Source organism: Xenorhabdus innexi (assembly GCF_002632485.1).
GTDB lineage: Bacteria > Pseudomonadota > Gammaproteobacteria > Enterobacterales > Enterobacteriaceae > Xenorhabdus > Xenorhabdus innexi.
The window spans coordinates 17710-43900 of sequence record NZ_NIBU01000029.1; the positions used below are offsets into that span (position 1 = coordinate 17710).

The window sequence follows — 26191 nt, forward strand, 5'->3', positions numbered from 1 at the left end:
TCATAACCTGAATGAAATTAATATTCCACTAAATTAATTTATCTTATAAAAAGGTGAATATAATGAAAAGAACACGTAAAATAGCCAAACCAGCCAGATGTGAAGTTACTGATTAACTCTTTGAATTTTCATTAATAAATAAATCATGATATTCAGGACTAATATCATGGATAATTCATAACTGGCTAAATAATTTCGGCATTGTAATGAGTCTTCTTAATTCCTGTTGAACTAAAATAGAAGATAAGTAAACCTGCAGGAATAGGACCATCCCCTTTTCCTGCTTTACTGATAATAAAATACTGGGGAATATAGAAATGACGAAAGAAGAATTTTTTGAAAAAATAGAGTCTGTTAATTTCTCTGTAATTAGAAAAAAATTAACTCAGAAAAATCCTAATATAGCCAAAGTATGGTCGGAAGAGGGAGCCATTGACGCGATAGAACAATATAAAAGATTTATGTATCTGATTTACAAATATAATAAATCAGGTATAAAACTAGTTCCATCTATTGAGATAGATGAAATATGGCATCATCATATTTTAGATACAAAAAACTACCAAAAAGACTGCGAAAACATTTACGGTTATTTTGTTCATCACTCTCCATTCTCCGAGTTAACAGGAGATAATAAACTCGATGAAGTAAGTATTAATTTCATGAAAACACAACAGCTTTATTTAGAGGAGTTTGGTGAATATATGTATGAGGTTGATTTTTAAGCATCCCTACCCAGTTAGAAATCCAATCAGAAATATTAATGCAAAAAGGATAATTTTTTCTGGATAAAAGAATGAGATTAGAAATAAAACAGGGCAACACTTCCGTTGCCCTTATGTTCTGAATAACAACATCAAATACTGAAAGATGAACCACAACCACAAGTCGTTTTTGCATTCGGGTTGGTCACAATAAAACGGGAACCTTCCAGCCCTTCGGTATAATCAACGCTACCACCTACAAGATATTGCAGGCTCATCGGATCAACGACCAGCTCAACACCCTGTTTCTGGATCGTCATATCACCTTCGTTAATTTGGTCATCGAAAGTGAAACCATACTGGAAACCGCTACAACCACCACCGGTAATGTAGACCCGCAGGCGCAGGTTCGGATTCTCTTCATCGGCAACCAATACTTTCACTTTGTTGGCTGCGGCATCGGTAAACTGCAAAGGCAGTGCAGCATCATCGCTCATATTTTTACTCCAGTCCGGTTTTCCGGTAAAAGTTCCCGGAAAGTTGCTGTATACCCATAAATAATAGGGAGGGCATAAACCTTCTGATCAGTTAGCAGTGATTATCTAATACCTGACTGATTCGTTCAAGTTTTGCCATGCTCAGATATCGTACATCTTATTCCTGAGTTTCTCATTTGGCTTACCTATTAGGGTGATTTAGAATGGCAAATCCACATATCTGTTGTCTTTCAGGAGCATTGATTAATGAGCCAGTCCGAAACACTTTACTCTCAGGCAAAACATGTTATCCCCGGTGGTGTTAACTCTCCGGTACGCGCTTTCAATGGTGTTGGCGGTATACCTGTATTTATCCAACGTGCCAATGGTGCTTATCTTTATGATGTCGATGGTAATGCCTATATCGATTATGTCGGTTCATGGGGGCCAATGGTTCTGGGACACAATCACCCTGCTATCCGCAATGCGGTTATTGAAGCCGCTGAGCGTGGCCTGAGTTTTGGTGCGCCAACGGCTGCCGAAGTAGAAATGGCAAAAGTGGTCACAGAGCTGGTTCCTTCCATGGATATGGTTCGGATGGTGAACTCAGGCACGGAAGCAACTATGAGTGCAATCCGTCTGGCTCGTGGCTATACCCAGCGTGATAAAATCATCAAATTTGAAGGTTGCTACCACGGCCATGCTGACTGCCTGCTGGTCAAAGCAGGTTCCGGTGCTCTGACTATCGGGCAACCAAACTCTCCGGGTGTTCCTGCCGATTTTGCCAAACACACACTGACCTGCGTCTACAATGATCTGAATTCTGTGCGTGAAGCATTCGAAAAATTCCCGGAAGAGATCGCCTGTATTATCGTCGAACCTGTTGCCGGAAATATGAACTGTATTCCGCCACAACCTGAATTTTTATCAGGTTTGCGTAAACTGTGTGATGAATTCGGCGCTTTGCTGATTATTGATGAAGTAATGACTGGTTTCCGTGTTGCTCTAGGCGGCGCACAGGAGTACTACGGAATTACACCTGACCTCACTTCTCTTGGAAAAATCATCGGTGGTGGTATGCCGGTAGGAGCATTCGGTGGTCGTCAGGAAATCATGGAAAAACTGGCTCCAACCGGCCCTGTTTATCAGGCAGGTACGCTTTCCGGTAACCCGATTGCAATGGCGGCTGGTTTAGCCTGCCTGAAAGAAGTGGCTCAGATTGGTGTTCATCAACGCCTGAGTGAACTGACAGATAAACTGGCAACCGGACTGAAAAATGCGGCATCCAAAGCGGGTATTCCTCTGGTTATTAACCATGTCGGCGGTATGTTCGGCATTTTCTTTACCGATGCAGAAAGCGTTACCTGCTATCAGGATGTGATGAAATGTGATGTTGAACGTTTCAAGCAATTCTTCCACTTAATGCTGGATGAAGGGGTATATCTGGCACCATCTGCCTTTGAAGCCGGTTTTATGTCCATTGCTCATTCAGATGAAGATATCCAGCGCACCGTTGATGCTGCGGCTCGTTGTTTTGCGAAATTGAAATAACCCATTTTCTATAACACCACGCATTCCCGTGGTGTTATAGATTACAGTTTATATCAAGCTTCGTGTCGCCTGAATTGCCGACATTATCCCCAAAACACCCAACACAATAAGCATCAACCAACGAAAATGCTGCGCACTGATTCGGCTTCTCAGGCGAGTGCCAATCAAGAGAGCAAAAACCGATAACACAGTCAGTAACAATACAGGCCACAAATAATCCGAAAAGAATAATTCAAATGCTTCATTACGCAATACTACCAACTGGCTGATCTTTCCGAGCAAAAAACAGAGATTAGCTGCCTTGGCTATTTCGTGGCGATCACGACTCATTGCTAATAAGCACATTATCAATATAGGAGACATCGCGTTTGTTGCCTCACCAATAACGCCTGCGAGCAAACCAAATATTGATAAAATGACTGGATTTTTAGGTAATTTAAAATTATTGCTGCCGATGCTACTGATAACGTAAAAAGCTATTACTCCGCTTAATAACAATTGCAAATAAGCTGGATTAATCAGAAATAATAGTTTAGCCCCAATAAAACTGCCTAATAATGAGAAAAGTGCCAGTAAACTGTATTTATGTAATATCCGACCAATCTTTCCGCCCGATATAACACTTAATATATTGACCACTAATGTTGGCCATAAGGCTAATACAACCGCCTCTTTCAAAGGCATAAATAAACTTAACGCGGTTGTACTGGCAATCGGAAAACCAATACCACTGATTCCATGTAATAACGCAGCGGTAATAAATAGAAGAGATAAAACAATAACATTCATAATTTCGAGCAACTTGTTTTTATATTTTTCTAAAAAGATCCTTAAATGGATCACGTTCTATGATGCTTTGATTGCGATCACTCAGATCTAAGAAATCATACGGTGCAGAAAGCTTACTCAGCACGTTAAAGAAATTATCCCAACTGTCAGTTTTAGACTCCTTTTTGAGAATTGTAATGGTTCTTTCCATAATCCGCCTTTGAACAGAACATATGCTTACATAATGCATATATCAAAAAGTTAGTGTATAAAAACAAATCAATATTTACTCTGATATCAGACAATATCGAGAAAAACAATGTCAAAACGTACTATTTTGTTAACCGGAGCAAGTGGGCGTATAGGGCAGACTTTTTTTCTGGCTATGCAGGAGCATTATATTTTTACTCTTGTAGATCAAAAATATCCTGACTATCCCATCTCTGATCCACACCATTTCATTCTGGCTGATTTATCTGATCCTACTGTTATTGAAGAATTAGTTTCTGATGTAGAAAATATTATCCATCTCGCGGGTATTCCCCACGCGAATGCTGTATTCGAAGATTTATTGCCTGCCAATATATTAACAACAACCTATCTGCTTCAGGCCGCAGCTAAATTACAATGCCGCCGTTTTGTTTTTGCCAGCAGCGCACAGACAATTGAGGGGTATCCAGTAGATAAACAGATACCGGATGGAGCAGCAGTATCACCCGCGAATATATACGGCGCGACAAAATGTTATGGAGAAGCACTTTGTTCCTATTTTGCTTCTCAGAAAGGTTTGTCTTCCGTTGCAATTCGTATCGGCGCATTTGAATTTAAGGAGAATCATTCGCTGAAAACAGCCCGTGATCTTAGTGCCTGGCTCAGCCCGGATGATGCAGTTCAGTTACTGACTTGTGCCATTGAGACAGAGGAAATTACGTTTTTTATTGCGCATGGCATTTCTGATAATCGTTTTAAACGCCTTGATTTAACTGAAACAAGAAAAGTGCTGGGATATACACCAAAAGACGATGCTTTTCGAACATTTGATCTAACATCGTTCGAGCATTGAGGTTTGCTATCGCACTGAAATTGGGTCATACCCCACTTATTAAAAGTAGGGTATGACATTTTATAGTTGCAGATAATTACAGGTTATTGCCCAAACATCTCTTTCAGCCAGCCCGGTGCCTCTTCTTCTTGGCCTTCCTCAATTGGCTGCTGCACGGATTGCTGGCATAACGCCTGTGGGTCATCCGTCCAGATCGGTAACGTTCTGATACCTGTTCCGGCACAATTGAAAGAACCATCTTCGTTAACTGACATATCCACAATACCTTCCGGTGGACGGTTATTCAGCACCAAAGGTGTTTCGTTTGCCAGATAACGTTCATAAATCTTCAAGGCGCCTGTTGCTCCCGTCAGCTTGGTCGGCTCGTTGTTATCAAGCCCGGCCCAGACAATCGCAACTTCTTTACCGTCAATTCCGGCAAACCATGTATCACGCAGATTATTGGTCGTTCCTGTTTTCCCAGCCAGATTATATTTACCATATTTTCCGGTCAGAGAGCGGCCTGTTCCCCGCGCAACAACCTGCTGCATACCATATAACGTCAAATAGGCTGCCTGAGCAGGTACAGCCCTTTCCGCCTGCGGAAAGCTCTGGTAAACCACGGTGCCATCCTCAGCAATGATAGAGCGCAGTGCTGAAAGTTTGGCGCGATTTCCCCCACTGGCAATAGTCTGAAACTCCTGAGCCATTTCCATCGGAGTCAGGTTGATACCGCCCAGTAACATTGCAGGTACTTTCTGAATTTCTTTCTCTGGAATACCCAGTAACACCAGAGTATTCGCAATATGATCCAACCCTACATCCAGCCCCAGATTAACTGTCGGTACATTCATGGAACGCGCCAGCGCATCAACCAACATCACTCTTCCACTGAAATTACGGCTGAAGTTTCTCGGCTCCCACGGTTTACCGCCCGCCTGAGGGATTGAAATAGCTTCATCCGCCAGCCAAGTGTTAAGACGATATTTATCCGGTTCACTCAATGCGGTCAGATAAGTTGCAGGCTTGGCAAGCGAACCTATTAAGCGGCGAGCATCCATAGCACGGTTAAAGCCCGGATATTGTGGCTGCGAACCACCCACCATCGCCCGGACTTCACCACTGAAACGGTCAACAACGACCATTGCACCTTCCAGCTTAGGTACAGGGCGATTTTTGTCTGTGCGCAAAGCGGCAATACCGTTTTCTATCGCATTCTCAGCCGCATCCTGCGCAACCGGATCTAAGGTTGTGAAAATTTTCACACCCGATAAGTCATTAACTTTTTCACCCAGTTTTTGCTGTAATTCCTGACGCACCATCTGCATAAATGCAGGTTGAGGTGCTATCACATCACTTTTCGGTTTGACACCGAGTGGACGCGCACTCAGCAGGTCATACAGCTCCTGATCGATTACTTTTCGGTTCTGGAGGATCTTCAAAACGATATTACGGCGTTCCAGTGCATTTTTAGGGTTACGCCACGGATTATAATACGAAGCCCCTTTAACCATTCCTACCAGCAATGCCTGCTGATCCAGACTCAGCTCATCAATCGGCCGCCCGAAATAGTAAAGACTCGCTAACGGAAAACCACGGATCTGTTCATCACCACTCTGCCCTAAGAAAACCTCATTCATATAGAGTTCAAGAATGCGATCTTTGCTGTAACGCGCATCCAGCAATAATGCCATTAAGGCCTCATTGGCTTTGCGGCTGATGGTACGTTCGTTAGTCAGGAATAAATTTTTGACCAGTTGCTGGGTTAACGTACTGCCCCCCTGAACTGTGCGGCCTGCCAGCAGGTTTTCCAGTGCTGCCCGAAGAATTGAAAGAGGTCTGACGCCATCATGCTCATAGAAATAACGATCTTCGGTTTCTAATAATGTCTGAACCAGTAAGTCAGGAAAGCCGGAGCGCGGAACAAACAGGCGCTGCTCTCCGTTCGCAGACTGCATCATGGTGATAAGTTTTGGGTCAAGACGGAAAAAACCAAACTGACGCTGGTTTTCCATGTTTTCAATACTGACTAATTGATTGTTATCGAAAGTCAGCCTAGCCTGAATCTGGCCTTCTTTGCCATCAGGAAAATCAAATGGCCGACGCAACATTTCAATATTATTGCCTCTGACAACAAACTCACCCGGACGGGTTATTTTAGTCACCCGTCTATATTGCATACCCTCCAGTAACCGTACCATTTCGGTCTTACTGTAATTCATGCCCGGTTCAAGATTCACCATACGGCCATACACCGCAGCGGGTAATACCCACACTTTACCGTCAATACGGTGACGGATTTTGCTATCAAGATAAAAACCATAGGCAGCAATGAGAACTGCCAGCACAATAAATATTTTCAATAGCAGCAGCCAAACCCATTTGCTTCCCTTCTTTACCTGAGGGGATTTTTTCCCTTTCTTCGTCATGAGTTCCCCCTCATCACCATTGTCATTTTCGTCTTCAAAATCATTGTATTCATAATCATCATAGTCATCCCGCCGATGACGTTTATTTGCCTGACGCCCACGACGATGTTTTGTTTTTTTACCCTTCCGTCCGATTGGCTGACGATTATCATCAGACATACCGAATTCTCCAAATATGAGTTGATTCAAACGATCACATATATTTTTTCACGCGCCTTGTCGGTGCGGTGTTAGCAGGATCATCAGGCCATAAGTGTTTTGGATAACGCCCTTTCATCTCCTTTTGTACTTCACGGTAAGCTCCCTGCCAGAATGCTGCAAGATCCTGCGTGATCTGCAACGGTCGTTGAGCCGGAGACAATAGCTCAACAACGACAGGCACACGCCCCTTTGCCACAGCCGGATTCTGCTGTTCTCCGTACATTTCCTGCATTTTCACGGATAATACAGGTGGTTTATCATAGAAGTATTCGATTCCAATCCGGCTTCCGGTTGGCACAGTGTAATTAGCAGGCAGTTCATTATCCAGTATTTGCCGCTGCGGCCAGTCAAGTAATCCTATAAGGGCTGCTGACAGTTCAACCTGCCGCAATCCCTTCAAATCTCTCACCCCTTCCAGTACCGGTTGCAGCCACTGCTCAAGGGAGGTCAGTAAAGTGTCATCATCAACCGTCGGCCATTGTGTTTCTGGTAGCCACTCCTGAGCACGTTGCAAACGAATACGGAGCTGCAACGCTTCCTGTGACCAGTTCAGCGCCGCCAGCCCTTCCTGCCGAACCCAGTTAAGCAGAGCTTCCTGCAACTCAGCCTCTGAGGGTTTTGCCAGAGGCTGTGCCCTGACTGTCAATCGTCCACATTTCAGTCTCTTCCATGCCCGTAAAGTTCCTTTATTATCATCCCATTCAATAGCTGTCTGTTCGGTAAACAAAGACGGATATTGCCGGATGATTTGTTCAATATCTAATGGATAAGCAAGCAGAATACGTGCATCTGGTATTTTATTGCCCTGCTGTAATAAAGGCGCCACCAGCCATGTCTCACCTGAAAGCGCTTCTTCACGTTCCAGCACAGCACCCAGCCCCGTAGCTAGTTGGAATCGCCCGAGATTATCGCGGTTTTTTGCGATTCTGTCGGGAAAGCCCTGTACCAGTAACTCCGCTATATACTTCACATTAATATCGGCAGCACTCGCAATAGTATTACCCGTCAGTTCTCTGAATAACTGTTTTGACCGCTGCTGCCAGCTTGGTTGATTGGCGGTAAGGCAATGGGTAAGATCCGGCTGTCTCTGTCGCGGTGGTTCTTCAAGGATTGCGACCAGTTTTGCTGCCGTTGCCAGCATTCCCCGATCTGAATTCTGCCTGTCATACTGCTCTTTACCTAAGCACAGCATAGCGGCTAAACGAGGCTCACAACCAGATTCAGTCATTTGCCAGCCACGGGCGGTTAACTGCTGCTTATCATCCAGCGCTCCCAGCCGTACAAGCAAAGAGCGGGCAACAGTAAGTGCGGCCTGCGGCGGATTATCCAGCCAGCGTAGCTGACTGCTATCACGGCATCCCCACTGTAGTAACGAAAGCAGCAGGCTGCTCAAATCGGCATGCAGAATCTCAGGTTCACTGTGCTCCGCAGCTCGCTCTGCCTGTTCCTGACTGAACAGATGCCAGCAAACACCGGCTTCCAGCCTGCCTGCTCTCCCTGCCCGCTGAACCATTGATGCCTGACTGACGCGTTGAGTGATCAGGCGGGTTAAGCCTGTCCGGGGTTCAAACCGGCTGGTTCGTTCCAGACCACTATCCACCACCAGACGAATGCCTTCAATCGTCAGGCTGGTTTCTGCAATATTGGTCGCCAGTACGACTTTTCGCTTTCCTGCCGGTGCTGGCGTTATCGCCATTCGTTGTTCTGTTAATGATAAAGCACCATACAGCGGACACAACAATGTATCGCTACCGATTTTGTCTTCTAAGCAGGCCTGTACCCTTTGAATTTCCTTCACTCCGGGTAAAAACAGTAATAGTGAACCTTGCTCCTGCTGTAACAAACGTAATACCGATGAAGCCACTGTCTGTTCAAAAGGTAAATGAGCAGGTAATGGATGATAACTTCTTATCACCGGATAACTACGTCCTTCTGAAACCACGACAGGCGCTTCCGGTAATAGAGAAGAAAGGCGCTGGTTATCCAGCGTTGCAGACATAACCAGAATTCGTAAATCATCACGCAACCCTTCCTGCACATCCAGCAGCAGAGCCAAAGCCAGATCGGCTTGTAAGCTACGTTCATGGAATTCATCGAGTATAACAAGAGAGACGCCACTCAACTCAGGGTCCTGTTGCAGCATACGGTTCAGGATACCTTCAGTGACCACTTCAAGGCGTGTGTGAGCGCTGACTTTGGTTTCCAGACGCATCCGGTAGCCCACCGTTCTGCCGACTGGCTCGTTCAATTGTTCTGCCAGACGTTCCGCAACACTACGTGCAGCAATACGCCGGGGTTCCAGCATAATGATCCGCCCGTTAAACCGTGATTTATTCAGGATTTCTAACGGTAATCCGGTTGATTTTCCGGCTCCGGTCGGGGCATGCAGTAATACCTGTTTTGAAATTTCTAACTGGGTTATGACTGAGTCCACAACGTCATAAATGGGTAATAGCAAAGGTTCACCATAAGGATTAACTTTCAATGAAGGCCATTGTAGCATTGACGATTTTAATTGCAGTTGCCGTTTAATTTTAATTCATGTGACTTCATGCAAGTTACATCATGATAAAACAGCTATGAGATATAAAGGAAAGTGTATGGAATTTTCACCACCATTAAAGCACGCTACATTGATTCGTCGTTATAAACGTTTTCTGGCTGATGTCCTGACCCCGGAAGGTGAAACCCTTACCATACACTGTGCTAATACCGGAGCAATGACAGGGTGCGCAACCCCAGGTGATACAGTCTGGTATTCCACTTCGGATAACCCCAAACGCAAATATCCTAATAGCTGGGAACTCACACAAACTCAGGACGGGCACTGGATTTGTGTTAATACACTCAGAGCTAACGATCTGGTTTTTCAGGCTATAGAGAAGGATCTTATTCCAGAATTATCCGGTTACGAAAAAATCAGCCGCGAAGTGGGTTATGGAAAAGAGAAAAGCCGGATAGATTTATTGTTAGAGTCAAAACAAAAAGTTAACTGCTATATTGAAGTGAAGTCAGTGACGCTGTTACAAGGAAATAATGGCTATTTTCCTGACGCTGTTACAATTCGTGGGCAAAAACATTTACGTGAACTATCATTGATAACACAACAGGGACAGCGGGCTGTCCTGTGCTTTGCTGTGCTACATTCCGGCATTAGCCAAGTTATGACAGCAAAACATATAGACCACAATTATGCTTTTCTTTTGGAACAAGCATGCGATTTAGGGGTCGAAGTAATCTGTTACGGGGCCAGCATGACAGAAAACAGGATGGTTCTAAGTCACAAATTGCCTTTTGTATCAATGGGATGATTTGTAAACAGATCATGCTGATGAGGTGAGTTTTGCAGCATATTTAGGCAGTAAACACGGCTGCCTTCACACCATTGCAAAACTAATGGTAGGAATAATTGCCAACCTCGCAGTCATCTGCTATTTATAGCGGCCTATTTTTTTCCCCCTACTGTCAGGGGGCTCGTTTGATAGTGCGTGTGTAAGGAGAAGCATTATGCAAGAAGGGCAAAAACGTAAAACCTCGTCCTTGAGCATTCTCGCCATCGCTGGGGTAGAACCTTACCAAGAGAAGCCAGGCGAAGAGTACATGAACGATGCCCAGTTAACGCATTTCAAGCTAATTCTGGAAGCATGGCGCAATCAACTCAGGGATGAAGTAGACCGTACTGTATCTCATATGCAAGATGAGGCAGCGAACTTCCCTGATCCGGTTGACCGTGCAGCGCAAGAAGAAGAATTCAGTCTTGAATTACGTAATCGGGATCGTGAACGTAAGTTGATCAAAAAGATCGAAAAAACGCTGAAAAAAGTCGAAGATGATGATTTCGGCTTCTGTGAATCCTGTGGGATTGAAATCGGCATCCGTCGTTTGGAAGCTCGTCCTACAGCTGATTTATGTATTGACTGTAAAACGTTGGCTGAAATTCGCGAAAAGCAAATGGCTGGCTAACGGATGGGTGAGTACGGCGCTGCAAGGCGCCGTATGTACCTTTCATCTGATCCTGATATGACGCAATCTGAATCCGAACACTCCTCATCATATATCGGGCGTTTCGCACCCTCTCCATCTGGTGATCTCCACTTTGGCTCTCTGGTGACGGCTCTGGGCAGTTATTTACAAGCCCGCGCTCATCATGGGAAGTGGCTGATGCGTATCGATGACATTGACCCGCCTCGGGAAGTTCCCGGTTCAGCGGCGCGGATACTGCGTGCACTGGAGCACTATGGGCTTTACTGGGATGGCGAAGTACTGTACCAGTCCCAACGCCATGAAGCTTATCGGGCGATACTGGCTCAGTTGCAGCAACAGGGAAACAGCTATTACTGTAGCTGCACCCGCCAGCGTATTCATCGGTTGGGAGGATTTTACGATACTCACTGTCGGAAACTACAATTGCCAGCGCATAATGCTGCTATTCGCCTGAAACAATATCGTCCTGTTTATGATTTTTACGACAAATTACAAGGTAATGTTACTGTACCTGTAAAAATGGCTGAAGAGGATTTTATTATTCATCGCAAAGATGGATTATTCGCCTATAATCTTGTCGTTGTTATTGATGATAATTATCAAGGCATCACTGAAATTGTCAGGGGAGCAGATTTGATTGAGCCGACGGTTCGCCAAATATCCTTATATCGGTATCTGAATTTTACAACACCGGATTATGTACATTTGCCTCTTGTATTAAATGGAGAGGGAAATAAACTTTCCAAGCAAAATCATGCCAAACCGATCCCTCTTGATGATCCACGTCCACTGCTGGTGAAAGCGTTATCATTTTTAAACCAGCCAACGATTACCGGCTGGCAGGATATCACCACAGAACAGCTACTGGAGCAGGCAATTGCAGGTTGGAATATAGAACATGTTCCGCCTAACGACATAATTAATGGACAATTTAAATAAAGTGTTTCTATTGACACTGCAAGCATTCTCAAAGAATGCCCAGTAAGTTATGATTAGCGGCTGTTTTTGTTTTAATTTTATCCGTCACTATCGAGGTGTACCATTTTTAACCGAGTAGCAACTTTCTGCCGTAATTTGCTGATCCGCGAAACTAAGATAAAACGCGAACCACAGGCAGCCAGTGAAAGGCCAGTCACCATATCTGACCATTCTGCTCAAACAAAGAGCAGCACTCTGCCTAAACGCCGCAGAGTAAATCGCACATCTTCATCCAATGCCGAAAACATCAAAATGAAGAAAAAGTCCGTAAAGACAAAACCTTCTGATTCCCCGATTACCGTTATTCCACGGGATCAGCATTCTATTTCACGTAAAGATATCAGTGATAATGCATTGAAGGTTTTATACCGCCTGAATAAATCTGGTTTTGAGGCTTATTTAGTCGGCGGTGGCGTACGTGACTTACTGTTGCATAAAAAACCCAAAGATTTTGATATCGCCACCAATGCCACACCTGAACAGGTTCGCAAATTATTCCGTAATTGCCGTCTTGTTGGTCGTCGTTTCCGTCTTGCCCACATTATGTTCGGGCCGGATGTGATTGAGGTTGCTACATTCCGCGGGCCACATGAACAGGTTGAAAGCAATGACCGTAATCAGTCACATAAAGCCCAGAGCGGCATGCTATTGCGTGATAATATCTTTGGTTCTGTAGAAGAAGATGCCGCGCGCCGTGATTTTACAATTAATAGCCTTTATTACGGTATTGAAGATTTCGCATTACGGGATTATGTCGGTGGAATGGCTGATCTGGAAGCAGGCATTATACGCCTGATTGGTGATCCGGAAACCCGCTATCGGGAAGATCCGGTGCGGATGCTGCGGGCAGTCCGCTTCGCCAGCAAACTTCATATGACCATCGAAAAGAATACCGCAGAGCCAATCCCACGTCTGGCATTTCTGTTGCGGGATATTCCATCAGCACGCTTGTTCGAAGAATCACTGAAACTCCTGCAATCAGGGGATGGTTACAACACATATAAGTTATTGTGTGAATACCAACTGTTTGAACCCCTGTTCCCGCTCATCCAGCGTAGCTTCACCCAAGCCGGTGATTCACCAATGGAAAAACTGCTGGAACAGGTATTAAAGAATACCGATTACCGTCTTCAGAATGACAAACGGGTCAATCCAGCCTTCCTGTTTGCGGCAATATTATGGTATCCGCTGATTGAACATGCTGAAAAGCTGACTCAGGAAGGGGGCTTACAGTATTACGATGCTTTTGCTCTGGCAATGAATGATATTCTCGATGAACAGTGCCGTTCTATTGCCATTCCGAAACGTCATACCACAACAATGCGTGATATCTGGCTATTGCAGCTTCGTCTGCCACGTCGTCAGGGTAAACGGGCGAATAAATTGATGGAGCACCCCAAATTCCGGGCTGCCTACGATTTACTGGAATTACGCGCCAGCATTGAGCCGCGCCACGAACTGAAAGAACTGGTGCTTTGGTGGACAGAATTCCAGCAGTCAACACCATCACAACAGCGGGGCATGATCTCCGGGCTTGGCAATGACCCCGTTCGTCGCAGAACGCGCCCCCGCCGTGGCAACCACCTTCGTCATAACAGGAATAACAACTAGTATGACCCGGGTTTATATCGCCATTGGCAGTAATCAGGCCTCCCCTTTGCAGCAGGTTAATAATGCACTTGCTGCACTGAAATCGATCCCTGAGACAACGTTTATTGAGCGTTCCTCTTTTTATCGGACTAAACCAATGGGGCCGCAGGGTCAGCCTGACTTCCTCAATCTGGCTGTAGCATTAGATACAAACTTACAACCGGAAATATTGCTTGACCATACTCAGGCAATTGAACTGGCTCAAGGGCGTGTCCGTAAAGATGAACGCTGGGGGCCAAGGACGCTTGATTTAGATATTATGCTGTTCGGTGATCAAATTATTAATACTGAACGCCTGACCATTCCCCACTACGGTTTAAAACAGCGTGAATTTATGCTTTATCCGCTGGCAGAAATAGCCCCGGACCTAGTGTTTCCTGATAAAGAAACATTAGCAGAACGATTAAAACATGTTCCAGAAAATGGCCTGACGTTTTGGTTGTAACACTTTAAGTTGTAAGAAAATAATTTTATCAAGGAAAAGTAACGCAGTATTTCATACAGTCATGGCCTATTTCTGGATAATCCGAACCTGTTCCATCGGGTATCAGCTATACACGATACCCGGATGGACTGTGCTCTATACCCAACACCGGGTATAAATATTCAGGAGATAATAATGAAACCAACAACCCTGTCAGATTTGTGTCAGTTGAAAAAAGAGAAACGCAAATTTGCGACTCTCACAGCTTATGATGCCAGTTTTTCACGCCTTTTCGCCGAACAAGGCATCAATGTCATACTGATTGGTGACTCACTTGGTATGACTGTGCAAGGGTTTGATTCAACCTTACCGGTTACTGTTGGAGATATTGCCTACCACACCCGAAATGTCCGCACCGGCGCTCCCCAGTCTTTTCTAATCGCCGATATGCCATTCATGAGTTATGCCACTCCAGAACAGAGCTGCAATAATGCTGCTGAATTAATGCGTTCCGGTGCCAATATGGTCAAGATTGAAGGGGGAAGCTGGTTGTATGAGACAGTAAAAATGCTGACTGAGCGTTCTGTTCCTGTTTGTGGGCATCTGGGCCTGACGCCACAGGCAGTTAATGTGCTGGGAGGTTACAAAGTTCAGGGACGTGATGAAGCGACAGCTCAGCAACTGCTCAACGATGCTATCACTCTGGAAAAAGCAGGCATGCAGCTATTAGTGCTGGAATGTGTGCCAACCGAATTAGGTCGGAAAATTACCGAAGCACTCGAAATTCCGGTTATTGGTATTGGTGCGGGTAATCAGACGGATGGCCAGATCCTCGTTATGCATGATGCTTTGGGCATTACTGCCAAACCACCAAAGTTCGCCAAAAATTTCCTTAAGGAAACCGGCAACATACGGGATGCTATCAGTCTGTATATTGAACAGGTAGAAAATGGCACCTACCCTGATCAGGCGCATTCATTCAACTAATGTATACCCGGCATGACTGCTAATTAAAGGAGTAGAGCAATGCTGATCATAGAAACTATCCCCATTTTACGCCGTGAAATCCGCCGTTGGCGTCAGGCAGGAAAACGAATTGCCTTTGTTCCTACAATGGGTAATCTGCATGATGGTCACATGGCTCTGGTTGATACCGCCAAAGCTCAGGCTGATGTGGTAATTGTGAGTATTTTTGTCAATCCGATGCAGTTTGACCGTGAAGATGATTTAGTCAATTATCCGCGTACTCTACAGGAAGATTGCGAAAAACTGAGTCGTCGTAATATCGAAATCGTTTTTACCCCCAATGCCAGCGAAATATATCCGAATGGCGTAAACAGTAACCAAACTTTTGTTGAAGTACCTGAACTCTCTCATATGCTTGAAGGTGTCAGCCGCCCTGGGCATTTTCGGGGAGTTACCACGGTTGTCAGCAAATTGTTCAACCTAATCCAGCCTGATCTGGCCTACTTCGGTGAAAAAGATTTTCAGCAGTTACAGATTATCCGCAGGATGATCGATGACATGGCTTACGATATTACACTGGTTTCCGTACCTATCGTCCGTGATAAAAATGGGTTGGCCTTAAGCTCACGTAATAACCTCCTCTCGACAGAAGAGAAAAAAATAGCGCCACAATTAAACCAGATTATGCAGCGTGCAGCCGAAAAGCTGAAAAATGGCGAGCGGGATATTGAGCAACTGCTCGAAACCGTATCCATGAGTCTGCGTGAAGCCGGTTTTCTGCCGGATGAGTTGTTTATCCGTGATGCAGAAAATCTGGAATCTTTGACCTCACATAGTAAAAAAGCGGTGATCCTGATGGCTGCATGGTTAGGAAAAACACGCCTTATTGATAATCAGCAGGTTGATTTAACTGTTTGATTTTACTATGAGGGTGTGTGTCAGTTGTCGTTTCGGCACGGTTCACATCCTCATAAGAAAACAGCATCCTGATTAACCGTTATCCAAAATCAGCACTAGTAAGCGCAATTTTATTATTTAATTTTCATCAACCCGCTTTGTTATCTTTTCTTTTTATCCCCCGCTTATATCCGTCTATATAAAGCATCCGGTTAATAAGGAAAATTAAACATGGCACATAAATTACGCTTTCTTGGCAGTTTACTGTTGTTGCTCGCATTCTCTGGTAATGTACTGGCTACACAACCTAAGCAAATTACTATTGGTTATCAGAAATCAAATATTTTTATGCTACTGAAATCCCGTGGGAATCTGGATGATGTATTCAGGCAGGAAGGTATCAAAATACGCTGGGTAGAATTTCCTGCCGGGCCACAGATGCTTGAAGGGCTTAATATTGGTAGTATCGATCTGGCATCAACCGGCGATGTTCCTCCTGTCTTTGCGCAAGCCGCAAAAGCTGATTTGGTTTATCTTGCCCACTCTCCGGCTCATCCGAAAACAGAAGCTATTGTCGTAGCGAAAGACTCTGCGATTAAAAGTATTCAGGATCTGAAAGGCAAACGTGTCGCACTGAATAAAGGCTCTGATGTGCACTATCTGCTGGTAGCCGCACTGGAAAAAGCCGGATTAAGTTATAAGGATATCAAACCTGTTTATTTACCACCGGCAGATGCCCGCGCCGCTTTCCAGCGAGGTGTCATTGATGCCTGGGCTATCTGGGACCCTTTCCTGTCCGAAGTAGAAACCAATACCGGAGCACGCCAGATAAGTAACGGCGAAGGGCTGGTGCCTCATTACACTTTCTATCTTGCCAGCCGGAAATTTGTTGATAATTACCCGCAGGCGGCGGAAAAAGTGGTTCAGGAACTGGTGACTCTCAGTGACTGGGCAAACCAACACCCTGACGAAACAGCCACCATTCTTGCCGATGCTACCAAACTTGATAAAACTATCTGGCAACGGGTGCTTACACGTACTATTTATGGCGCTGAACACATGACTCCCGCTGTTTTTAACCAGCAACAGATTCTTGCTGATACTTTTACCCGTATCAAACTATTGCCTGTGAAAATAGATGTTCGTCAAGCAAGCTGGTCGTTAGATAACCTGAACAACCAATCTGAACAGTCAAAATAAATAGCCTCACCATACTTTAGCTATTTTTAACTTTTACATTTCATCTCCGATAAACAGGAATGGGGAAGTTCAGAGAGAGGTTCAGATAAGTGCAGAATATGCAATACTTCATCAGCAACAGTCACTGCGTGTTCTGCCACCTGTGGCAATCCCATCAGCTCACCAAAACGACCACGGGCAGCAGGGCCAACTATCAGCAATGTCGGGTGACTATGTCCATAACGGTCAATGGCATGTGAATGTTCATCAACATGCAACCCAAGACCGAGTACATCCGGTTGAATAATACCGCGTCGGGCAAGATCCTGTAGTAAAGGCTGGCTATCCGTCAGCGTACTGTGTGCCGGGCCTGTGGTGATAATAAATTTATCCACGGTGACTTTTATCAGCTCCCCCTGACGCAACTTCAGCGATAGTGTTAAAGTCTCTTTATCCGCTTCCGGCTTTTCTGTTTTTAACTTTTCCGTTTCAAGCTTCACCAGACGTGCAGCAATAACGCTGAGATTTCCCTGCTGCTGACGGTGAGTAATTATTTCGGCTACCTGCGGAGCAATGCGATACCGATGAACATCCCAGAAACTACGCAAATGACGTAAAAAGCGCTGCTGCTCCACCAGCGGAAATTTCTGCCAAAGTTCCTGCCCGTGTGTACGCACCGCATCCAGCACTATCTGCCACGGTATTCCCTGTTCAGCCATACGGATTATGTCAGTTCGGATATGCTGCAATAAATGCCGCACGGAGCGAAATCCCAGAGTGCTATATTTTTTCTCCCACAGAGAACCCTGCTCTGGGAGATTATAATGGGTCGTTAGATTGGGGCGAGAAAGTAATCCCCGACGGGAGAATGCCAGCACAGAACCAGTATGGTTATAACCATGCAATGTTGCGAGTACATCAGCCATCGACAGGCCGGTGCCCATAATCGCGATCCGTTCGTCTTTCTTCACCTTCGCCAGTGCTCCCGATAACCAAGGGTTATCAATCAGTGCCGGATGCCCGGAAAAAGGGACTAACAGACGGGGTAAAGCCGGAGGTGGGTGACTTATCGCCAGTACAATAATATCAGCCTCCAGTGTGTTACCTGATTCAGTGACAACGCTGCGCCCTGCTAGCTGTACGGCTGTATCACGTATATGTTCCACTGTCACCAGACTATTCTGTTCCTGCGCTTGAGCTAATCTCTCCGCCACATAGCGCCCGAACATACTGCGCTGCGGATACACATCATCATTGGGAAGCCGCGCCTTCGAGTCCAGATAAAACTCCGGTTGCTGGCGATACCAATGATCAAAATCCCCCTCTTCCATACCACTGAGCTGCATCCGTGAAGCGGGTACATTGATCCGATGAGCAGGATCGGGGGAAGAGTAAGCTAACCCCGCCCCCAGCATGACACGGGGTTCAATAATGGTAATATGCAAACGTGAAACGGCCTGACGTGCCAGATGAGCAGCCAATGCTGTACCACTGAAACCTCCGCCAATGATCACGACTCTCGAAGTTTTCATTCCCTTAACTCTGACGTTAACTGTTGTTCCAGTATTCTGACGCGAGGCAGCACTTCCCGACCAAAAAACTCAACCTCTTCCTGAAAGTGAAGGAACCCCAGCAGCAGCAATTTCACTCCGGCCTTTTTATAGTCGATGATCCGTTCAGCTATCTGTTGTGGCGTACCAATCAGCCTTGGCTTAAAACCATCATTGTACTGAACCAAATCATCAAAACTCGACTTTGCCCAGTTTCCTTCTTTTTCCGGTGAAGCCAGCCCCGCATTCTGTACTTCATGCTGAAAACCTTTCACCGCCTCCACATCAGCGTACTCAATAATTTCCTGAAGCACCTGCTGTGCCTGCTGCTCTGTGTCTCTGGCAATCACAAACGCATTCATAGCCACTTTCACAGAGTGACCATTCTGACGGGCTTTAACCCCAATATCCTCAATCTGTTGGCGTACACCTTCCACACTATTGCCATTAGTGAAATACCAGTCAGAAACCCGCGCAGCCATATCCCTTGCAGCGCGTGAACTGCCTCCCTGAAAAATCTCCGGCTGGGGATCAAGCGGCTTCGGTTTCAGGCTGTAATCCCGGAAACGGTAAAAATCCCCGGCGAAAGTGAACGTTGGTTCTTGCCAGATCCCCCGCAAACAACGAATAAACTCCTCAGAGCGTAAATAGCGTTCCTCATGATCAAGCCAGTGTTCACCGATAGCTTTAAATTCACCACGAAACCAGCCACTGACAATATTCACCGCAATACGGGCACCAGAGAGATGGCTGATAGTGGCAATCTGCTTAGCTGCCAGTACCGGATTCCAGGGGCCGGGCAACAAAGCAGCTATCACTTTCAATTTTTCCGTCGCGGCCAGCAGATCCTGAGAAAAAGTTACCGATTCATGCTGATTATCAGCACCATAACCTGCGGTAAAACGGATTTGTGTCAGAGCATAGTCAAACCCGGCTCGTTCAGCAATTTGCGCCAACCGCCGATTATATAATGCATCCCATTGAGTACGTTGAGGAATTTTACTGACTACCAACCCGCCAGAAACGTTGGGTACCCAGTAAGCAAATTGTAATGGCTGTTGTTCTGTCGTCATAATTGGCTATGAGTGCATCCCGTTTGCAGGAGAATATGCGATTTTACAAGGCAATACTGTTACAAAAAAATATCATTGCCCCTGCAACCTTTCAGCCTTCATCTTCTTGTTGTTTTATTAACATGAGTCAGTACCACCACTAAAGCTTGGCACTGGCATAATTTTCTTGGGAAACCTGTGGTTGTGTTACCGGACGTTCACCGCCACCAATAGTTTCACCAAACGGCCCTGTATTGGCAGAACGGATGGTCAGACGATGCTGATTTTCCTGCGCCGGATTGATCTGCAATAACGGCATAACCAGCTCAGCAAACCGATGTGCCTCTTCAAGATGAGGATAGCCGGAAAAGATAAAATTGCTGATACCCAGTGCCTGGTATTCCCGGATACGCTCTGCCACTTGTTCAGGATTTCCGACCAGTGCCGTTCCCGCACCACCGCGTGCCAGACCAACACCTGCCCACAAATTCGGGCCAATCCGTAAATTATCTCTTGAACCCTGATGGAGTGAATTCATCCGTGCCTGCCCGGCGGAATCCATACGGGAAAATATTTTCTGAGCCTGAGCAATCGTGTCATCATCCAGATAAGCAATCAGACGATCTGCGGCAGCCCATGCCTCTTCTTCTGTTTCACGGACAATGACATGCAGACGGATACCATATTCCAAAGTCCGGCCTTGTTGTGCGGCTCGTTCACGGACTTGTTGTAGTTTTTCTGCAACCAGCTCAGGCGGTTCTCCCCATGTCAGATAGGTATCAACCTGCTGCGCGGCCACATCAAGGGCATCTTCAGAAGATCCACCAAAATAGAGCGGAGGACCATTTTCCTGAATAGGCGGGAACAGTAATTCTGCCCCTTCCACCTGTAAATGTTTCCCCTGATAATCCACTTTTTCACCTGCCAGCATACGTGAATAAATATCAAGAAACTCACGGGTCAGTTGATAACGGTCAGCATGACTGAGAAAAATGCCATCACCTTTATTCTCCACCGGATCACCACCAGTGACGACATTAATGAGAACCCTTCCTTCTGACAGCCTATCCAGTGTGGCTGTCATTCTTGCCGCCAGTGACGGGGGTTGTAATCCCGGGCGCACAGCGACCAGAAAACGTAAATTACGGGTGACTGATACCAGAGCAGAAGCCACCAGCCACGGATCTTCGCAACCTCTTCCGGTTGGGATCAAAACACCGTGGTAGCCCAGATTATCCGCTGCCAGTGCAATTTGTTGCAGATAAGGAAGATCTACGGGTCGTCCACCTTTGGTTGTGCCTAAATAATGTCCCTCACCATGAGTAGGCAAGAACCAGAAAAGCTTAATGTCACTATTGCCATAAACTGTCATTATTTTTTCCTTCATAGATAATGTCGGGATTGATTTGTATTTATTTTTCTTTTATCTGTTAATTCTTATCTTTTTTATCAGGGCTATACCCTGTGAATTTCAAAATGCATCGCGGCAGCCAAGGGAATGAGCGCAGCCAATAAAGAAGCAACTTGAAGACGACGGGTATAATTATCTGGCTGCACTTTCATAGTCATCCGTTTTACCGACATGTGGCCGATCGGAGTTGTTATTATGCTTCCCTTGCTCAACGGGGGTCATAATCGCCTCCAACACCTGAGCTTCTAATGCTGATAATTTTGGCATCATCATCGTTCTGGGGCGTCCGAGAGGGATCGCCAGATCCATACCTATCTCCCCCTGCTCTATCAGTAAAATCCGGTCTGCGATCAGAACGGCTTCATGAACATCATGCGTGACTAAGATGACGGTAAACCCATACTGCTGCCAGAGTTGTGTTAACAACTGCTGCATCTCCAGACGAGTCAGAGCATCCAGTGCGCCGAACGGCTCATCCAGCAACAGCAAACGAGGGCGGTGAATCAGTGCACGAGCCAGTGCCACGCGCTGCTTTTGTCCCCCCGATAATGCCGAAGGCCAATCATTGGCTCTATCCGCCAGCCCAACAGCTTCAAGTACTGCCAGTGCTTCCGATTTCCAGCTACCGTTAAGACCCAGCCCGACGTTATCAATCACCTTTTTCCACGGAAGCAGACGCGCATCCTGAAACATCATCCGAACTTCACTCTCAGATGCAGCCAGAGGTACACCATCAGCACTCAGACTGCCTGCGGAAACAGATTCCAGCCCCGCCAGCAAACGTAATAACGTACTTTTTCCACAGCCACTACGTCCGACAATAGCGACAAACTGGCCTTTTTGAATTGATAAGTTGAGGGATTTAAGGATTTCACGATCACCAAACTGTTTACTGACCTTCTCCAGAGTAAGGCTCAGCCCCTGCTGAACTAACGACAGATGCTTCATGAGTTTCTTCCTCCTGTCTGCCATGACGGATGCCACCGCAGTAACCAGATTTCCAGCCCGTATGCCGCCATATCAGCCAGTTTACCCAGCAGTGCATAGAGAATAATCGCCAACACGACAATATCCGTCTGCAAAAATTCTCTGGCATTCATCGCCAGATACCCAATACCTGCATCAGCAGAAATGGTTTCAGCGACAATCAGTGTCAGCCACATTAAGCCCAGCGAAAAACGGACACCAACAAGGATCGAAGGCATCGCTCCCGGCAAAATAACCTGCCAGAACAAACGCCAGCCACTGAGACCATAGTTACGGGCCATCTCAATTAACCCTCGGTCAAGATGACGGATACCATGAGACGTATTAAGGTAGATAGGGAAGAATGTACCCAACGAGACTAAAAATATTTTGGCGCGCTCATCAATACCAAACCATAAAATGACCAGCGGGATCAGTGCCAGATGCGGCACATTACGCAACATCTGAACCGTACTATCCAGCAGGCGTTCCCCCGATTTTGACAACCCGGTTATCACCCCCAGCGCAAGGCCACAGGAACCTCCTATGACAAACCCACTCAGTGCACGCCAGGTACTGATATAAAGATTGCTCCAGAGTTCCCCGCTTTGCAGTAATGTCCAGCCTGCTTGCAGTACTTTTTCTGGAGGAGGCAGTATGCGATCCGATAACCAGCCGGCATAACCTGCAATCTGCCAGCACACAACAAGTAATACCGGGAGCAACCAAGGGAGGAAACGTGATTGAAACCGCGAGCTGCTCACCACATTCATTTTATTTCCCCAACCGCTGACAATAGGGGAGAAGATTTTATCTCTGACGAACGAGTCTGTAATGGCTTGATTTGCAAAGGACGACGCTGAACCGCACGGAAAAAAGCCCTGATATTTTGATCCAGACGACTGCGTATTTCCGCAGAAATGGTCGGCTCAGTTGTTTTATCCCCTGCTTTATTACCGTATTCAATCTGGCTATCACAGGCATAAACACCACTGATAATCTCTTCTGCTTTCAGCACACCCAAAACAGGTTTAAGTGAATAATCCAGTGCCAGTAAATGGGAATTACTTCCTGCTGTCATTAAAGGCAGCACAACTTTATTTTCCAGTGCCCGCTCAGGAAGAAGGTCAAACAGTGCTTTCAATCCTCCCGGATAGGAAGCTTTATAAACCGGTGCGGCCACCACAACGCCATCAACGCTCTCCAGCTGTGTAATAAAATGTTTAATATCAGGATGATGAAAGTTGGCGTTTATTAATGCATCAGCATCAAAATCACTCACTCTGACTGTGATAGCCTCAATGCCTTCCTGAGTTAACCACTGATACACATAATTGAGTAAAACTGACGACTTAGATATAGGTGCCGGGCTGCCACCTAAAAAAAGAATACGCATAAAACCCCTCACTTACACAGCCAGAATTGGAATCAGTTATTTCCTTTTTAAATCTCGAAGCGAACGAAGAGAAATAAATATTTTTACTTTGTAAATCTAAAAAGTGGCAATAGGACGTAACATGCAGTGAAAAGGGGATATATTATGTTTTATTCATGATTCATAATTTATTTATTACTTAAAGGAATAACTTTTATAATTAAATTATTTAATAGCTGGAAAATATATTTCTATATTGGTGAATATTTTTCTGACAATCCTAATGCAATGAATTTTCAACAACTAAGAATTATCCGTGAAGCAGAGCGCTGCCGCTTTAATCTGACAGAAGTGGCAAAAGTGCTCTATACATCACAATCAGGCATTAGCCGCCATATCCGTGAATTGGAAGAAGAATTAGGTGTTGAGTTATTCATTCGCCACGGTAAACGATTTCTTGGGCTGACTGAGCCGGGAAAAGAGATGCTGACCATTGCACGCCGTATACTTAATGATGCTGATAAAGCCCAACGGTTGGCTGAACATTTTACCGGACAGCATCAAGGGGTGTTAACTATCGCCACGACCCACACACAGGCCTGTTATAGCCTTCCCCGGGTAATAAAAGTATTCCGTGAAATTTATCCGGAGATCCGGCTGGTACTTAATCAGGGTTCCCCCGGAGAGATCATGAAAATGTTACTTAATGGTGAGGCGGATCTTGGTATTGCATCAGAAATGCTGACCCAGAACAGCAATATTGCTGCGTTTCCGTGGTTTGTCTGGCATCACTCTTTACTGGTTCCTGCGAAACATGAACTGGTCTGGAGACCTGATATTACATTGGAACAACTGGCAAAATACCCCTTAGTCACTTACCGGTACGGCATTGCCGGACGCTCTCAGATTGATAAAGCATTTAACAGCGCACAGCTCAATCCGGATATCGTACTCAGTGCTCAGGATTCTGACGTAGTCAAAACCTACGTAAAACTGGGGTTAGGCATCGGCATTGTTGCCGAAACTGCCAGCCAGCATAACCACGATCCAGATTTAGTCACGCTCAAGGCTCGTCATCTTTTCTCCCCCAATACGGTCTGGATGGCAGTGAAACAAGGCCAGTTACAACGTGACTATCTCTGGGAATTCATACTACTGTGCAACCCTGACTTATCACTGGATGAAATTAAAAACAGCATCGTTACAGGTAATAAAAATATTCCGGCCTGTCTTGATTTTGAAATTTGAACTCATCAAAAATGGGCTGATTAATTTTTAATACCAAGAAAACAGCCCTCATCTCCCGGCAAGCGAAATAGACTGTCAGCCTCCATCTCATTACCCAGCACGGCCTGAATCCAGACTGTACCATCAGCCAGCCTCAGGGAAGACAATATGATGCCGGTTTTGCGCCAGCGGGAACCTAACTGCCACTCTAATTCACTTCCGATAGCAGGAAGATAGCTGGCATTACCTGCCAACCAGTACATTGCCCGCTTATTCACACCACGGTATTTGGTACGGGCTATCGTCGCCAGTCCCATATACATCCCTTTCTCAAAACTGATACTGCCTTCGATATTCTGGAGATTAACAGCCTGAGGAACAAGCTGTGCACTGACAGCAGCTTCAATCACTGGAAAACCCGCTTCTATATCTAATGCCAGCCACTGCTGACTGTCACTTAACCGTGCTGGCAACTTTTTCATTAATTCTGCTGCTTTCACAGTATCGGTGATTAATAAAAACCTTTCCTGTGGTAATGAAAAATGAAGTAGTGTAGTCGCACCGTGCTGAATAACCGTATTATCAGCATCCGGCAGAACGGGGAAAAATGCTCCCAGTTCATCCCGGCAATTTTCACCAGCAATACCCAATAACAAACTTTCCGTATCCTCAGCCAATACCACTTTGGAAAACACCGCATATTTCTTTAATTCAGCAAGCTGCTTCTCAATGACACCGCGACGCTCAATATAGGCATATCCTTCACCACGATGAAACAACCTCAGACTGCTCCACATTTTTCCTTTGGCATCACAATGAGCCGTTAATACATGCTGGTTTTCAGCAAGAATATTGATATCGGCTGTCACCTGCCCCTGAAGGTACTTCTGGCTGTCAATACCTGTAACAGTCACCAATCCCCAGTCATTCAGAGAAATGAGTGTCAATGGAAGCGTATCTGAAGGCACTGGCGAAAGGGGAGATAACTTCGGGAGAGTTTGGCTAACCATAATAGTTCCTGTCGGTATATTCTGTTTATATCCATCGTTTTTCAACAGCAGTCGTGTATTCAAACAAAGAATCAATAACTCTGAAAAATATGGATGAAATGAAAATAAGAAATACTGCCTCTTTCAAAAGATAGAATGACAAAGCAACTTTTTTCAAATTGACAAAAAAATCAAATGCCACTATAAAACCTTGAGTTAACTCGAGGTCAATAGGAATGAAAAAGAATAAAAATATTGATTTTAATAAAGCATCATAGATAGGCTCTTAAGAATTAAGCCGTTCAAAACACGCATCCAATGTTTTGTTTTTACATGATTTTCTTTGTGGTGTTTTGAACGCGTTCTGGCATA

At 45.4% G+C, this 26191-nt stretch carries 23 protein-coding genes; 12 read left to right on the plus strand and 11 right to left on the minus strand.

Annotated features, from left to right (window positions below):
- Positions 1–317: 317 nt before the first annotated feature.
- Positions 318–725 (plus strand): glycine-rich domain-containing protein, encoded by a 408-nt coding sequence (locus Xinn_RS12215; RefSeq protein WP_086955485.1) that lies wholly within the window; start codon positions 318–320, stop codon positions 723–725.
- A 131-nt stretch (positions 726–856) separates the two neighbouring features.
- Here the strand turns inward: Xinn_RS12215 and erpA are convergent, their stop codons facing one another.
- Entirely contained in the window at positions 857–1201 is a 345-nt protein-coding gene (erpA, locus tag Xinn_RS12220; RefSeq protein WP_086955484.1) for an iron-sulfur cluster insertion protein ErpA, read from the minus strand.
- 246 nt (positions 1202–1447) lie between these two features.
- Between erpA and hemL the strand changes: the two genes are divergently transcribed.
- Entirely contained in the window at positions 1448–2731 is a 1284-nt protein-coding gene (gene hemL, locus Xinn_RS12225; RefSeq protein WP_086955483.1) for a glutamate-1-semialdehyde 2,1-aminomutase, read from the plus strand.
- 48 nt (positions 2732–2779) lie between these two features.
- On the opposite strand, the gene Xinn_RS12230 is transcribed toward hemL, so the two are convergent.
- Positions 2780–3520 (minus strand): sulfite exporter TauE/SafE family protein, encoded by a 741-nt coding sequence (locus tag Xinn_RS12230; protein ID WP_086955482.1) that lies wholly within the window; start codon positions 3518–3520, stop codon positions 2780–2782.
- Between the two features lie 298 nt (positions 3521–3818).
- Between Xinn_RS12230 and Xinn_RS12235 the strand changes: the two genes are divergently transcribed.
- Positions 3819–4562 carry an NAD-dependent epimerase/dehydratase family protein gene (locus tag Xinn_RS12235; RefSeq protein WP_086955481.1) on the plus strand — a complete coding sequence of 248 codons (744 nt, stop codon included), beginning with the start codon at positions 3819–3821 and terminating at the stop codon, positions 4560–4562.
- A gap of 83 nt (positions 4563–4645) precedes the next feature.
- Here the strand turns inward: Xinn_RS12235 and mrcB are convergent, their stop codons facing one another.
- Positions 4646–7129 carry a bifunctional glycosyl transferase/transpeptidase gene (gene mrcB, locus Xinn_RS12240; protein WP_086955480.1) on the minus strand — a complete coding sequence of 828 codons (2484 nt, stop codon included), beginning with the start codon at positions 7127–7129 and terminating at the stop codon, positions 4646–4648.
- 34 nt (positions 7130–7163) lie between these two features.
- On the minus strand, positions 7164–9674 hold the full coding sequence (hrpB, locus tag Xinn_RS12245) for an ATP-dependent helicase HrpB (RefSeq protein WP_086955479.1): 2511 nt from the start codon (positions 9672–9674) through the stop codon (positions 7164–7166).
- Positions 9675–9771: 97 nt separating this feature from the next.
- Here hrpB and sfsA point away from each other — a divergent pair, with 97 nt between their 5' ends.
- From sfsA to Xinn_RS12285, 8 genes are all read left to right on the plus strand, one after another.
- Entirely contained in the window at positions 9772–10482 is a 711-nt protein-coding gene (gene sfsA, locus Xinn_RS12250) for a DNA/RNA nuclease SfsA (protein WP_086955478.1), read from the plus strand.
- A 196-nt stretch (positions 10483–10678) separates the two neighbouring features.
- Complete coding sequence (gene dksA, locus Xinn_RS12255) at positions 10679–11134, plus strand: RNA polymerase-binding protein DksA (RefSeq protein ID WP_086955477.1); 456 nt, start codon at positions 10679–10681, stop codon at positions 11132–11134.
- 57 nt (positions 11135–11191) lie between these two features.
- Positions 11192–12094: a tRNA glutamyl-Q(34) synthetase GluQRS gene (gene gluQRS, locus Xinn_RS12260; protein WP_086956583.1), complete on the plus strand. Its 903-nt coding sequence runs from the start codon at positions 11192–11194 to the stop codon at positions 12092–12094.
- 291 nt (positions 12095–12385) lie between these two features.
- Positions 12386–13744 carry a polynucleotide adenylyltransferase PcnB gene (pcnB, locus tag Xinn_RS12265; protein ID WP_211286014.1) on the plus strand — a complete coding sequence of 453 codons (1359 nt, stop codon included), beginning with the start codon at positions 12386–12388 and terminating at the stop codon, positions 13742–13744.
- A gap of 1 nt (position 13745) precedes the next feature.
- Positions 13746–14228, plus strand: coding sequence for a 2-amino-4-hydroxy-6-hydroxymethyldihydropteridine diphosphokinase (gene folK, locus Xinn_RS12270; RefSeq protein ID WP_086955475.1), 483 nt, complete (start codon positions 13746–13748; stop codon positions 14226–14228).
- A gap of 174 nt (positions 14229–14402) precedes the next feature.
- Entirely contained in the window at positions 14403–15194 is a 792-nt protein-coding gene (gene panB, locus Xinn_RS12275; RefSeq protein WP_086955474.1) for a 3-methyl-2-oxobutanoate hydroxymethyltransferase, read from the plus strand.
- Positions 15195–15233: 39 nt separating this feature from the next.
- A complete protein-coding gene (panC, locus tag Xinn_RS12280; RefSeq protein ID WP_086955473.1) occupies positions 15234–16091 on the plus strand; it encodes a pantoate--beta-alanine ligase in 858 nt (285 codons plus the stop codon).
- A gap of 210 nt (positions 16092–16301) precedes the next feature.
- Positions 16302–17270: a sulfonate ABC transporter substrate-binding protein gene (locus tag Xinn_RS12285; protein ID WP_086955472.1), complete on the plus strand. Its 969-nt coding sequence runs from the start codon at positions 16302–16304 to the stop codon at positions 17268–17270.
- Positions 17271–17296: 26 nt separating this feature from the next.
- Here the strand turns inward: Xinn_RS12285 and Xinn_RS12290 are convergent, their stop codons facing one another.
- From Xinn_RS12290 to ssuE, 6 genes are all read right to left on the minus strand, one after another.
- Entirely contained in the window at positions 17297–18781 is a 1485-nt protein-coding gene (locus Xinn_RS12290) for an FAD/NAD(P)-binding protein (RefSeq protein ID WP_086955471.1), read from the minus strand.
- Positions 18778–19872 (minus strand): dimethylsulfone monooxygenase SfnG, encoded by a 1095-nt coding sequence (gene sfnG / locus Xinn_RS12295; RefSeq protein WP_086955470.1) that lies wholly within the window; start codon positions 19870–19872, stop codon positions 18778–18780. The genes Xinn_RS12290 and sfnG overlap by 4 nt, the downstream gene beginning before the upstream one ends.
- 139 nt (positions 19873–20011) lie before the next feature.
- A complete protein-coding gene (ssuD, locus tag Xinn_RS12300) occupies positions 20012–21223 on the minus strand; it encodes an FMNH2-dependent alkanesulfonate monooxygenase (RefSeq protein ID WP_086955469.1) in 1212 nt (403 codons plus the stop codon).
- A 171-nt stretch (positions 21224–21394) separates the two neighbouring features.
- Positions 21395–22210 (minus strand): aliphatic sulfonates ABC transporter ATP-binding protein, encoded by an 816-nt coding sequence (gene ssuB / locus Xinn_RS12305; RefSeq protein ID WP_086955468.1) that lies wholly within the window; start codon positions 22208–22210, stop codon positions 21395–21397.
- Positions 22207–23001 (minus strand): aliphatic sulfonate ABC transporter permease SsuC, encoded by a 795-nt coding sequence (ssuC, locus tag Xinn_RS12310; protein ID WP_086955467.1) that lies wholly within the window; start codon positions 22999–23001, stop codon positions 22207–22209. The genes ssuB and ssuC overlap by 4 nt, the downstream gene beginning before the upstream one ends.
- A complete protein-coding gene (gene ssuE / locus Xinn_RS12315) occupies positions 22998–23624 on the minus strand; it encodes an NADPH-dependent FMN reductase (RefSeq protein ID WP_086955466.1) in 627 nt (208 codons plus the stop codon). The genes ssuC and ssuE overlap by 4 nt, the downstream gene beginning before the upstream one ends.
- Positions 23625–23891: 267 nt before the next feature.
- Between ssuE and cbl the strand changes: the two genes are divergently transcribed.
- On the plus strand, positions 23892–24851 hold the full coding sequence (cbl, locus tag Xinn_RS12320; protein ID WP_086955465.1) for an HTH-type transcriptional regulator Cbl: 960 nt from the start codon (positions 23892–23894) through the stop codon (positions 24849–24851).
- A gap of 20 nt (positions 24852–24871) precedes the next feature.
- On the opposite strand, the gene ygfZ is transcribed toward cbl, so the two are convergent.
- The gene (gene ygfZ / locus Xinn_RS12325) at positions 24872–25840 is read right to left on the minus strand and encodes a tRNA-modifying protein YgfZ (protein ID WP_086955464.1); all 969 of its coding nucleotides are present in this window, start codon (positions 25838–25840) and stop codon (positions 24872–24874) included.
- Positions 25841–26191 lie beyond the last annotated feature (351 nt).